This is a genomic window from Streptomyces sp. NPDC025721, from assembly GCF_055558595.1.
Map to the genome: position 1 here is coordinate 1 of NZ_JBVHMF010000044.1, position 12456 is coordinate 12456.

The window sequence follows — 12456 nt, forward strand, 5'->3', positions numbered from 1 at the left end:
CCCCCCCCCCCCCCCCCCCCCCCCCCCCCCCCCCCCCCCCCCCCCCCCCCGTGCCCCCCCCCCCCCCCCCCCCCCCCCCCCCGGACGCGTGGCATTCGACGAAGTGACAGATCAGACACGTGCTCACGGGCGGAGCCCGGCGGCGGTTCGTGCTGCCGACGTCGGAAGACGGGGGCGCACACGGTGAGGGATGGGGACGGGACAAGCGTGAGCGACAGACGGACATCAACGGGCGGCGCGCGCGGCAAGGCCGCGCTGCTCGCCTGCGGAGCACTGGTGGCGGGCCTGCTGCAAGTGGCCGCGCTACCGGCGGCCCAGGCCGACGACATGCCGAGAACACCGTCCCCGGGCGTGCCCGTGGCCGGACACTCCAGCACCACGACGGCGCCCCGCGCCGAGGACGGCCTGCCGCACCGGGCCGACGACCGGGCCGCGGAGAAGTCCTGGGCCGCGCCCGGAACCGCCACGGTGACGCTGCCCGCCGCGCACGCCGCGCCCACGGCGGTGCGCGCCGGAAAGCTCCCGGTGACCCTCACCGTGCCGGCGGCGGCGCCATCCGCCACGGCCCGCGGCGCGGCCAAGGCGACGGCCGCGCCGTTGACCGGCGCCGCGACCGTACGCGTCCTGGACCGGAAGACCACGCGGGCCGCGGGCGTGGACGGCCTCCTGTTCACCGTCGCACCGCGGGCGGACGCCGAGGGCGGAACGGTCGGCGTCCGCGTGGACGACAGCGCGTACGCCCAGGCGTACGGCGGTGCCTACGCGGCCCGGCTGCGCCTGGTCACACTGCCCGCGTGCGCGCTGACCACCCCCGACAAGCCCGCCTGCACCACGCGGACCCCGGTCCGCGCCACGAACGACGCGGCCGCGCACACGCTGACCGCCGACGCGCTGACCCTGGCGTCCTCGGGCGCGCCCGGCACCGCGACGGTCCTCGCGGCCACCGCGGGCACGTCGAGCGACCACGGCGACTACACCGCCACCTCGCTGTCCCCGTCCTCGAACTGGAACGTCGGGCCCAACACCGGCTCCTTCACCTGGTCCTACGACATGCCCGCCCCCGACGTGCCGGGCAGCTTCACCCCGAAGGTCGGCCTGTCCTACGACTCCGGCAGCGTCGACGGCCGCACCAGCAGCACCAACAACCAGGCGTCCTGGGCCGGTGACGGCTTCGACCTGTCGCCCGGCTACATCGAGCGCAGCTACAAGTCCTGCGGCGACGAAGGCGCCAAGGACTCCTCGGGCAAGAAGTACGAGGACCTGTGCTGGGCGTACGACAACGCGTCGATCTCCTTCGACGGCCACTCCGGCCAGTTGGTCGCCACCGGCACCAACTCCTTCCGGATCAAGGGCGACGACGGCACGAAGGTCGACCGGGTCTACGGCACCTCCACCGACGTGCGCTCCAACGGCGCGCGCAACGACGAGTACTGGCGACTGACGCTCACCGACGGCAGCCAGTACTACTTCGGCTACAACCGGCTGCCCGGCTGGGCGAGCGGCAAGGCGACCACCGACTCCACCTGGACCGTGCCGGTCTTCGGCAACAACGCCGACGAGCCGTGCCACGCCTCCACCTTCGCCAACTCCTGGTGCCAGCAGGGCTGGCGGTGGAATCTCGACTACTCCGTCGACCCGCACGGCAACGCCATCGCGTACTACTACACCAAGGAGACCAACTACTACGGCCGCGCCAGGACCGCCGCCAGCCCCACGACCTACGTCCGCGGCGGCTACCTGGACCACATCGACTACGGCCTGAAGTCCACCGCGATGTACTCGGCCAAGGCCCTCGCGCAGGTCGCCTTCACCAGCGGGGAGAGGTGCCTGTCCGCCACGGCGGGCGCCTGCGACGCCTCGAAGATCGACAACGCCGCCTCCCCCTGGTACGACACGCCGTGGGACCTCAACTGCAAGTCGACCGGCGACTGCCACTCCTTCGGCCCGTCCTTCTGGACCCGCGAGCGCTTGACCGCGGTCACCTCGCAGGTGCTCACCTCGGCCGGGAAGTACACCCCGGTCGACACGTGGAAGCTGGGCCACCAGTGGGGCATGGCCGACATCGACTACCAGTTGGAGCTGGCGTCGATCGAGCACACGGGCAACGCCGACACCCCCGAGGGCGCGCCCGACCTGACCATGCCGAAGATCACCTTCGGGTACGACCAGCGCACCAACCGGCTGGACATCCCCGGTGACAACACCTCGCCGTTCATCAAGGAACGCGTCTCGACCATCGACGACGAGACCGGCGGACAGACCGACATCACCTACTCCACCGCGGCCTGCGACGCCGCGCACCTGCCCACCCCCGACACCAACACCACGCTCTGCTTCCCGCAGTCCTTCACCAAGGAGGGCGACGAGGACCCGTCGCGCCAGTGGTTCAACAAGTACGTGGTGAAGCAGGTCATCCAGTCCGACCGCACCGCCTCCTCGCCTGACGAGGTCACCAGGTACGACTACCTCGGCGGGGCCGCCTGGCACTACGACTCCGACGACGGCATCACCAAGGAGAAGTACAAGTCCTGGTCCACCTGGCGCGGTTACGCCCACGTCCAGGTCGAGACCGGCGGCCAGGACCCGGTCGGCATGAGCTCGCGGACCGACCACTACTACCTGCGCGGCATGGACGCCGACAAGACGACCGGCGGCAAGCGCACCGTGACCGTCTCCGACGACAACGGCGGCACCATCACCGACCACGACTCGCTGGCGGGCGTCGAGTACAAGACCGAGCACTACTCCGGGCCCGACGGCAAGGTGCTGGACAAGACCGTCAGCACCCCCTGGCACCACGAAACGGCCTCGGTCAGCCGCAGTTGGGGCACCATCGCCGCGAATCTGACCGGCACCGCGGAGACCCGCGCCTGGACCTCCCTGGACAACGGCGCCGGTTCGTCGTGGCGGATCACCGACGTCACCCGCACCTTCGACAACACCGCGGGCCGCGTCCTGACCACCGACGACCACGGCGACATCTCCACCGCCGCCGACGACCGGTGCGCCACCACCACCTACGTCGACAACGCCACCGACTGGATCCTGGACAACCCCTCGCGGATTCTCACGGTCGCGGTGCCCTGCTCGGCGACCCCCGACTACACCAAGGACGTCCTGTCGGACATCCGCACCGCCTACGACGGCCACGCCTACGGAGCCGCGCCGACCGCGGGTGACGCCACGCACGTGGCGAGCCTGAAGTCCCACAACGGCACCACCGCCACCTACCTGGAGTCCGCCGCGGCCTACGACTCCTACGGCCGCGCCGTCTCGGCCACCGATCTGAGCGGCAACGTCACCGCGACCGTGACCGGCGCGCCCCAGCGCACCGACCGCACCGACGGCCGCGTCACGACCACGGTCTACGCCCCGGCGACCGGCTTCCCGACCACGACGATGGTCACCACACCGCCGGCCACCGCGGGAGACGCGAGCACCGCGCAGACCACCACCACGACCCTGGACCCCGTACGCCGGCTGCCCGTCACGGTCGTCGACACCAACGGCAAGCGCACCGACACCACATACGACGCGCTGGGCCGCAAGCTGAGGATCTGGCTGCCCGACCGCTCCAAGGCCAACAACCAGACGCCCAACTCCGCCTTCACGTACACACTGGCCGACGGCAAGCCCCCGGTGGTGGCCACCACGAGCCTCGCGGGCACCGGCACGCAGACCGCGTACGCGCTGTACGACGGCTTCCTGAGGGTCCGTCAGGCCCAGACGCCAGGGCCCAAGGGCGGCATGCTGGTCTCCGACACCTTCTACGACGAACGCGGCCTGCCCGCGAAGACCTTCGCCTCGTACTACGCGGCGAAGGCGCCCTCCACCGTGCTGTACAAGGTGGACGACGCGCTGTCGGTCGAGACGCAGACGTGGAACACCTACGACGGTCTCGGCCGGGTCGTGCGCAGCCAGCAGATCGCGGGCAACGGCGACGGCGGCCAGGTCCTCGCGACCACCACCACGGCCTACGGCGGCGACCGCACCACGGTCACCCCGCCGAAGGGCGGCACACCGACCACCACGGTCGTGGACGCGGGCGGCAACGTCCGTGAGCTGGACCAGTACCAGGCCGCGACACCCACGGGCCCGTACGACAAGACGCTCTACGACTACACCCCGGCGGGCAAGCTCTCCAAGGTCACCGACGCGTCGGGCACCGTCTGGGAGTACCGCTACGACCAGCGCGGCAACCAGACCAAGGCGATCGACCCCGACAAGGGCACGACCGACTCCGGCTACGACGACCGCGGCCAACTGGTCTCCAGCACCGACCAGCGCGGCAAGAGCGTCACCCACCTCTACGACGGGCTCGGCCGGGAGACCGAGACCCACGACGGCGACGCGACCGGCCCGCTGCTGACCAAGCACGTGTGGGACCCGGCCGGTTTCAAGGGCCAGATCGCCTCGGCCGCCCGCTACGTCGGCGGCGCCACGGGCTCCGCGTACACCGTGGCCTACTCGCTGTACGACAACCTGTACCGCGCCCACCGCACGACGACCACGATCCCGGCGGCCGAAGGCGCGCTCGCCGGTTCCTACCAGGGCAACGTGCAGTACAACGCGGACGGCACCACGCAGTCCGTCGGCTACCCCGCGGCGGGCAGCCTGCCCGCGGAAGCGGTCACCCCGACCTACGACGAGGTGCTGCGGCCCAGCACGGTGTCCGGCTCCGGCGGCGCCACGTACACGACCAACACCACGTACAGCTACACCGGCCAGGCGCTCCAGTACACCTTCCAGGCGGCCGGGCAGAAGATGACCCAGGTCACCAACACCTACCAGTGGGGCACCCAGCGGCTGTCCAACTCCCGCGTCGACCGGCAGGACGCGCCGGGCACCGACAAGTCCGCCACGTACGGCTACGACCCGGCCGGTGACATCACCTCGCTCACCGACGTCTCCCGCGACGGCACCGACGCCCAGTGCTTCCAGTACGACTACCTGGGCCGGCTGACCGAGGCGTGGGCGCAGGACTCGGCGGGTTGCGCGGCCACCCCGAGCGCCGCGGCACTCGGCGGCCCGGCCGCGTACTGGCAGTCCTTCGGCTACGACAAGGCGGGCGACCGCACCAAGGAGACGGACCACTCCGCCACCGGCGCCACCGCACAGGACACCGTCCGCGACTACTCCTACCCCGCCCCGACCAGCCCCCAGCCGCACACGCTCAGCCAGACGCGGACCACGGGCCCCGGCGGCAGCACGCTGAAGTCCTACACGTACGACGCGATCGGCGGCACCCAGACCAGCACGGTCGGCGCGGCCAAGCAGACCCAGGTGTGGGACACCGAGGGCCACCTGACCCAGGTGACCGCGGTCGACGGCAACGGCGGTACGAAGACCACCTCGTACGTCTACGACGCCGACGGCAACCGGCTGGTGGTCCGTACCGACAGCGGCAGCACGCTCTACCTCGGCGGCACCGAGGTCGCCCTCGCCAAGGGGTCGACCACACCGCGCGCCACCCGCTACTACGACCTCGGCGACGGCAACCAGGCGATGCGCACCGACGACAACAAGGTGTCGTTCCTGATCGCCGACAGCCAGGGCACCAGCCAACTCCAGATCAACGGCGCCGACCTGACCATGCAGCAGCGCCGTACCACCCCCTTCGGGGAACCGCGCGGCACGGCGCCGACCGCCTGGTCGGGGGACAAGGGCTTCGTCGGCGGCGTCAACGACCCGGGCACCGGCCTGACCCACCTCGGCGCCCGCGACTACGACCCGTCGACCGGCCGCTTCACCTCGGTCGACGCCGACCTCGACACCAGCGACCCGCAGTCGCTCAACGGCTACGCGTACGCGGGCAACGACCCCGTCTCCCAGAGCGACCCGACGGGCCTGTACACCTGCCGCAACGGTCACGAGGGCTGTGACGAGCACGGCAACGCCTGCGGCAAGGACTGCAGCGCGTGGGCGACCCAGACCGGTGACTGCGTGCACACCGAGTGCAGCAGCAGCAAGGTCAACCAGAACCCGTACGTCAGCCTCAAGACGCAGCGCAAGGTCTCCTACGCGCGACGCCACTGCGACGACCTGTGCGGCACCCTCGGCATCTCCTCGCCGAGGGAACACCGGTGGCAGGACCTGATCAAGGACCTGTACGGCGGCGACGCGCCGGAGCCCGAGCGGGACACGTACGCGGCCGCGCACGCGCAGGAGAAGTCCGTCGCCTTCTCGCCGCACCCGAGCTACAAATACACGATGTCGGAGCTGATCGGGCCCAACAGCCTCGGCACACCCGAGGAGATCATGGCCTACTTCAAGGCGCACCCGAAGGAGATGTTCCCGTTCAAGGTGACCGGCTGCGACGCCTTCACCCAGGGCGCGATGTGCACGCTGCACCCGGGCGACTCGATCGCGCACGGCCTCGGCCGGATCGCGGGCGGACCCGGCAAGGTGAAGGTGTCCTTCAAGGACAAGACCTCCTTCACCTTCACGGTGACCAACAAGGGATACTTCGACGACGCCGGTTCGCAGATCAAGTTCTCGATCTCGTCCCGGAAGGACGGCGTGTACCTGACGCAGAAGGCGTACACGACGGGCTCGAACTGGTTCGCGTGGGCCGGGGTCAAGATGGGCGCCGCCAAGCAGCAGTGGCAGCAGCAGGCCCGCAATCTGCGGAACGCCATGGAGAACAAATAACGGATGACACGCACGACGCGTAGGGCCTGGCTGTCCTCGGCCCCATGGATCGCCGCCGCGGTGGCGACTCCATGGGCGTCGAGGGCGGCCTCGCCCGTCGACCCCACGGTGGTCACCCTGCTGGCCGCCTTCGCCGCCGTCGGCGTCCTGGGCATCCCGCTGGGCGTCCTGCTCGGACGCCTGGGCGTCCGGCGGGAGGCCGTCGCCGTGGCCGCGCTCGCGGTGGCCGGGGCGGCGGCTTCCTGCGCGGTCCGGATCGTCGGTGCCAGTGACGAGGGCCCGGCGGGCAAGGCGGCGATCGTCCTCGTGCTGGCCGCGCTCTTCGCGGTCCTGGCCCTGCCCCTGCCCGCCGTCGGCTTCGTCGTGGCGTGGGTGCGGCGGAAGCGCGCGCACTGAACACGCGCCCGCCCGGTCGGTCGGTCAGGCCAGCGGCTCGTGGTTGGCCCAGACGACCTGGTACGGGTAGCGGGCCTGCCAGCGGCTGATGAGTTCCTCGGTGCCGGGAATGGCGAAGGCCGCGTTGAGCGCGTCGAGGTCGGCGACGCCGATGTGGACGATCGCGGTGGCGGTGAACACCGGGCTGTGGTCGTCCGCGGGAACACGGATGTGGCGCCGGGCGGAGAAGGTACGCACGTGCCCGGAGCCCACCATCAGGCTTTCGATGTCCTTGAGGTATTGATCCAGGTCCGCGTCCGGGATCGACGGTTCGAACGAGACAATCATCGTGTGGCTGATCATGGGTCCATGGAACCGCCGCCCGGCCGCCACGTCCAAGACCTTCTGGATCATCGGCGATAACCTGAGGGCATGAGTGACCTGGAGACGCGCGAGCTGGAGTACTTCGTCGCGGTCGCCGAGGAACTGCACTTCGGCCGCGCCGCCGAGCGCCTGTCCATCGCGCAGCCCGCGCTGTCGAAGGCGATCCGGCGGGTCGAGTCGCGCCTCGGTGTCCTGCTCCTGACCCGTACGAGCCGCCATGTGGCGCTCACCCCGGCGGGGGAGGCGCTGCTGCACCACGGCCGCCACGCGCTCAACGCGGTCGGCGCGGCGGCCGAGAGCGCGCGCCGGGCCGGTGACGCGCGGGCCCAGCTGCGGCTGGTGATCAAGCCGGGCGGCGACGCCAATCTGCTGTCCGGGATCCTCGCCGCGTACGCGGAACGGCCGGACGCGCGCCGGGTGGACGTGCTGTTCGGCGGCGCCACCGACCGGGCCGACCACCTGCGGGACGGCAGGGCCGATGTGGCGCTGCTGTACGCGCCGTTCGACGACCTGACCGGGCTCGCGTCCGAGACGCTGTTCGTGGAGGGGCGGGTGGCGATCCTGCCGCGTGACCACCGGCTGGCCGGGCGTGCGCAGTTGCGGCTCGCGGATCTGGACGGCGAGACGCTGCCGCGCTGGCAGGGCGTGGGCTGGGCGGGTGTGCCCGACGACGGGAGCGGGCCGGAGGTCGCGGACGTGCCGCAGATGGTCCAGATGATCGTGCTGGGGCGGATGATCGCGGTGCTGCCGCGGTCGCTCGCCGAGCCGGCGCATCCGGGTCTGGTGTGCGTGCCGGTGACCGACGCGCCCACGAGCCGGCTGGTCGTGGCGTGGTCGCGGAGCGACGACCGGGCGCTTGTCGCCTCGTTCGTACGGGCGGCGGTGGCAGCGGCGGGCAGGGCGTAGGCGTAGCGCGTGTGGTGCGCGGCGCGCACGCGTCGGTGCGCGAGAGCCGCGAGCCCGACCGCCGCCTCCACCGTACTGAGGGTGGGGCGGCGGTCCGGCCGGTGCCGCGTGTGGTGCTGCGTACTGCCTGACTACCGGCCGACGCGCGGGAGGCTGTTGAGCTTGCCGGGCAGTGCGGTGTTCGTCTGCTGGGCCCGCATGAGAGCGAGGACCGCGCCGACACCGGCGAGGATCAGGCTCACCCAGAAGCTGAAGCCGTGGCCACCGGCCGGGCCGAAGTCGGAGTGCGCGAAGATCGCGATCAGGTACAGGACGAAGCCCACCGCGAAGCCGACGAAGGTCAGCATGCGGTCGGGCGCGGGCAGCGTGACGGTGGGCACGAAGAGGCTGACCGCGAGCACCGCGGCGCTGAGCACCGTGATGACCATCGCGAACCAGGCTATGAACAGCCCGTGGCTGAAGTGCCAGGCACTCCAACTCACGCTGCCGAGGTTGATGCCGTAACCGCTCCCGAAATCCCAGGAGTAGTAGTCGAAGAACGAGAAGATCAACACAATGAACCCGATACCGAGAATTGCCCAGTCGAGTCGGTTGACCGAAGCCGGGTCGAAAGAACCCCCGGACGGGCCGCTCGCGCTCGGCGGCTGAGTCGGTGGGCCCGGCGGCGGTACATCGTGCGACATGGTGACTTGTCTCCCTGTTGACGTCGTTCTACGAACACTCGGGGGCTGAGAATAGCGGTACGTCGCCCCACCCCGTAAGCAGGTTGGACCGACCTGCATCACATGGGTTCAATTGGTCGCTTTGTTACGTGTGGGGACGCCAGTGGCGGGAGTTGACTTCTCGGTCCCACGGGTTCTGTGGGGAGGGTAAAAGGGGTGAAAGCGGCCCGCACAAGGTTCAAGCATGCGCAAATTCAGCGTATTTGGCCGCGCCCGGTCCCGTGCCAGTCCTGCCGTCGTGCCGCCCCCGGTCCTGCCCTCGCCCCACGCCTGTTCCTGCCTTCGTCCCGTGCCCGTTCCCGCCTTCGTCCCGCGCCGTTTCCGCTGGCGTGTCACAGGGCGCGGCGGCTGTCTCGTCCTACGGGACACAGGCAATTCCCGATCAAGGAGCGGACGATGAACCTCGCGCTGTGGATCGTCACCGGGCTGCTGGCCGCGGTGGCACTGACCGGCGGTGTTTCCAAAGCCTTCATTCCCAAGGACAAACTGACCGCCACTCACGGCGGCGGCTGGACCGGTGACGCCAGTGTCACCTTCGTCAAATCCCTCGGCGTCCTCGAACTCCTCGCCGCTTTCGGCCTCATCCTTCCCGCCGCTCTCGACGTGGCCCCCTTCTTCGTCCCCGTCACCGCGATCTGCTGGTGCCTCCTGATGGTCGGCGCGATGACCACCCACGCCCGTCGCCCGGCCGAAGCCCCCTTCGTCCTCCTCAACCTCTTCTATCTCTGCCTGGCCCTGTTCATCACCTGGGGCCGCCTCGGCCCCCACCCCTTCACCGGGTGAGGCCGCAGTGGCCGCGGCCCTCGTGGCGGTGGGGACTCATCCCGACGGCGGTGTGGTGATCCGCTTCTCGAACCAGTGGTGGGCGTACGGCTCGTCGTTGAAGGCCGCGACCTCCTCGAAACCGCAGGAGTGGTACAGGCTGATCGCGGCGTTCAGCGCCTTGTTGGTGTCAAGGCGCAGCAGGTCGCGGCCGTTGCGGGCGGCCCGCAGTTCCAGTTCGGCCAGGAAGCGGCGGCCGAGGCCGAGTCTGCGGGCCCGCGGCGCGACCCACATGCGCTTGATCTCGGCCGGGGCGCCCGGCGGCAGCTTCAGACCGGCGCAGCCGACCGGCTCACCGTGCAGCCGGGCGACCAGGAAGAGGCCGTGCGGCGACCGGAGTTCACCGGCGTCGGGCAGGAGACTGCGCGCGGGATCGAAACCGGCGTCGAAGCGTTCGCGCAACTCGGCGAAGTAGGAGCGCATGCAGTGCTCGGCGTCGGGGTGGTCCGGGTCGACGACGTCCAGCGTGACCGTCGCGGCGGTAAGCAGCCGGTCGACCTCGGCCATGGCGGCGACCAGCCGGGAGCGCTGGACGGCGTTGAGCGGCTCCAGCAGGGAGCCCGCCAGTTCGTCACTGCGACCGTCGAGCACCGCGCGCTCGGCGCGACCGGCGTCGGTGAGCCGGACGGTGCGCACCCGTCTGTCGCGGGGCAGCGGCTCCACCGTCACCAGCCCGTCCGTCTCCAGGGAGCGCAGCAGACGGCTGACGTATCCCGAGTCGAGACCGAGCCGTTCGCGCAACCGGCGTACGTCCTGGCCCCGTTCGCCGATCTCCCACAGGAGCCGGGCCTCACCGATCGGCCGGTCCCGGCCCAGATAACGGTCGTGGAGCACGCCCACGCGCTCGGTGACGGTGCGGTTGAACCGCCGCACCTGGGCGATCTCTCGTGCGTCCATTCTCTGACTCTAGTCAGAGAAGTCCCGTCGGACCAGAGGTGACCGATCCACGTCGCTCCCCGGTGCCTCCGGTCGTAGGACCGTGTGGAGGAGCGCCGCCGAGCCGGTGGCGGCGCTCCTGCGGGGCCGTCCCGGTCGGAGCGGGCTACCGTCCGGGACCGGTCTGACGGCGCGCTGCTACTTCAGGTGGCGGGTGAAGAACTGGGCCGCGGCGGCACCCGCGGACTCCGGGACTCCGGCGTGTCCGCCGAGGTGGGCGTGGAGGGACTTCTCCTTGGAGCCGAAGGTGTCGAAGAGATCCAGGGACGCCTGCCGGTCGTTGCCTTCGTCGTCCCACTGAAGGAGGACGTGCAGGGGAATGGTGACCTGCTTGGCCTCCTCGAAGATGGCGCGGGGCACGAGGCTCCCGGCGAACAGAACGGCGGCCGAGACGCGCGGCTCGACCACCGCCAGCCGGACGCCGACGGAGATCACCCCTCCCGAGTACCCGACCGGGCCGTCGACCTCGGGCAGCGCGAGAAGGGCGTCCAGGGCGGTCCGCCATTCCGGGACAGCCGCCTCCACCAGGGGGAGGACCAGGGCGTGGACGATCTCGTCGCCGACCGGCTCGCAGGTCTCCATCGCCCGGCGCAGGTCGGCGCGGGCCTCGTCGAGGGCAGGCAGGCGAGGCCGGTCGCCGCTTCCGGGGAGCTCGATGGTGGCCGTGGCGAAACCCTCCGCCGCGCAGCCCAGGGCCCGGCCCAGCAGCCGGGGGTACATCTTGCGCAGCCCGAGGGGAGGGTGGCCGAGCAGGATCAGCGGCGCCGGTGCCACCGCGGACGCCGTATCGGGCGTCCACAAAATGCCGGGGATCTCGCCGAGGGTGAATTCGCGTTCGAGGGCGCCTTCGTCGAGGCGCTGCTCAGAAGTGAATCGCATGGTCGTGCCTTTCGGGAGTGCTCGTTGACGGCGCTCCCGGACGACCTATCGCCCGACCGTGGCCCCAGAGGGGAGCACCCATGTCGATACTGCGTTCACGGGTACCACCTCCTCGTTCTCTCGCACGGCCTCCCGGAGGCTAGCAAGGGCCGGGCACGCTTCGCCAACCGGTTTTCTCCGCGACGCCGTGGCCGCCGGCCGCCCCCGGTGCGCCCCGGCCTCCCGCCGCGGGCCGGTCGCGCCGGGCGTTCCGATCGCCGTGATGGACACGGCCGGCCGGGGAAGGTCTTGCACATGACCAACCATGAACAAGAGCGCGGCCCCGCGGCACCGGCCCGACGTCCCGCCGGGCTGAGCGACGCCTCGGTGGAGGCGCTCGGCATCCTCTCCGAAGCCCTCGAGACGGTGGAGCGGGCGCGCGGGCGGCTGTACGACTTCCACCAGCTCACCGGGGGAGCCGACCTGCGACTCGGCGAGGCGGTCGAGCACCTCAGGGCCGCGGGCCACGCGGAACACGCGGAGCGGCTCGAACGCGAGATCGTCGGCCGCAACGTCCTGCCGGGCTACTGGACCTTCCAGATGGTCGAGGCGTACGACGACACGTACGTCGAACCCTTCCGGCGCATGGAGGAGCAGATCCGCACCGACCTGGCGGGCGGCGCGCGCCACATCCACGAGGCCGAGATGAAGGAGGCGCGCCGCACGCACGGCCACCCCGACCACACGGCCCGCCCCCCGCGTCCGTCCTGACCCGTATCCCGCCCGCCCGGAAGAGGCCACC

The 12456-nt window shown here is 71.0% G+C and carries 9 protein-coding genes; 5 read left to right on the plus strand and 4 right to left on the minus strand.

Annotation, left to right across the window (positions count from 1 at the left end; genetic code table 11):
- The first annotated feature begins 207 nt into the window (after window positions 1–207).
- Window positions 208–6651, plus strand: a complete 6444-nt coding sequence (locus tag ACZ4EF_RS35410; RefSeq protein ID WP_467508299.1) for an RHS repeat domain-containing protein — start codon at window positions 208–210, stop codon at window positions 6649–6651.
- Window positions 6652–6654: 3 nt separating this feature from the next.
- Entirely contained in the window at window positions 6655–7047 is a 393-nt protein-coding gene (locus tag ACZ4EF_RS35415) for a hypothetical protein (protein ID WP_391045360.1), read from the plus strand.
- A gap of 24 nt (window positions 7048–7071) precedes the next feature.
- Here ACZ4EF_RS35415 and ACZ4EF_RS35420 read toward each other — a convergent pair whose 3' ends face one another.
- The gene (locus ACZ4EF_RS35420; RefSeq protein ID WP_355345586.1) at window positions 7072–7440 is read right to left on the minus strand and encodes a hypothetical protein; all 369 of its coding nucleotides are present in this window, start codon (window positions 7438–7440) and stop codon (window positions 7072–7074) included.
- Window positions 7441–7458: 18 nt separating this feature from the next.
- Here ACZ4EF_RS35420 and ACZ4EF_RS35425 point away from each other — a divergent pair, with 18 nt between their 5' ends.
- On the plus strand, window positions 7459–8316 hold the full coding sequence (locus ACZ4EF_RS35425) for a LysR family transcriptional regulator (RefSeq protein ID WP_467350932.1): 858 nt from the start codon (window positions 7459–7461) through the stop codon (window positions 8314–8316).
- 131 nt (window positions 8317–8447) lie between these two features.
- Here the strand turns inward: ACZ4EF_RS35425 and ACZ4EF_RS35430 are convergent, their stop codons facing one another.
- Window positions 8448–8870 (minus strand): hypothetical protein, encoded by a 423-nt coding sequence (locus tag ACZ4EF_RS35430; protein WP_355345580.1) that lies wholly within the window; start codon window positions 8868–8870, stop codon window positions 8448–8450.
- Window positions 8871–9434: 564 nt separating this feature from the next.
- Here ACZ4EF_RS35430 and ACZ4EF_RS35435 point away from each other — a divergent pair.
- Window positions 9435–9821, plus strand: coding sequence for a DoxX family protein (locus tag ACZ4EF_RS35435; RefSeq protein ID WP_355345577.1), 387 nt, complete (start codon window positions 9435–9437; stop codon window positions 9819–9821).
- A gap of 36 nt (window positions 9822–9857) precedes the next feature.
- On the opposite strand, the gene ACZ4EF_RS35440 is transcribed toward ACZ4EF_RS35435, so the two are convergent.
- Entirely contained in the window at window positions 9858–10757 is a 900-nt protein-coding gene (locus ACZ4EF_RS35440) for a bifunctional helix-turn-helix transcriptional regulator/GNAT family N-acetyltransferase (RefSeq protein ID WP_355345574.1), read from the minus strand.
- A gap of 177 nt (window positions 10758–10934) precedes the next feature.
- Window positions 10935–11675 (minus strand): dienelactone hydrolase family protein, encoded by a 741-nt coding sequence (locus ACZ4EF_RS35445; RefSeq protein ID WP_391162053.1) that lies wholly within the window; start codon window positions 11673–11675, stop codon window positions 10935–10937.
- 294 nt (window positions 11676–11969) lie between these two features.
- Here ACZ4EF_RS35445 and ACZ4EF_RS35450 point away from each other — a divergent pair, with 294 nt between their 5' ends.
- Window positions 11970–12425, plus strand: coding sequence for a hypothetical protein (locus tag ACZ4EF_RS35450; protein ID WP_355345568.1), 456 nt, complete (start codon window positions 11970–11972; stop codon window positions 12423–12425).
- Window positions 12426–12456: the final 31 nt, after the last annotated feature.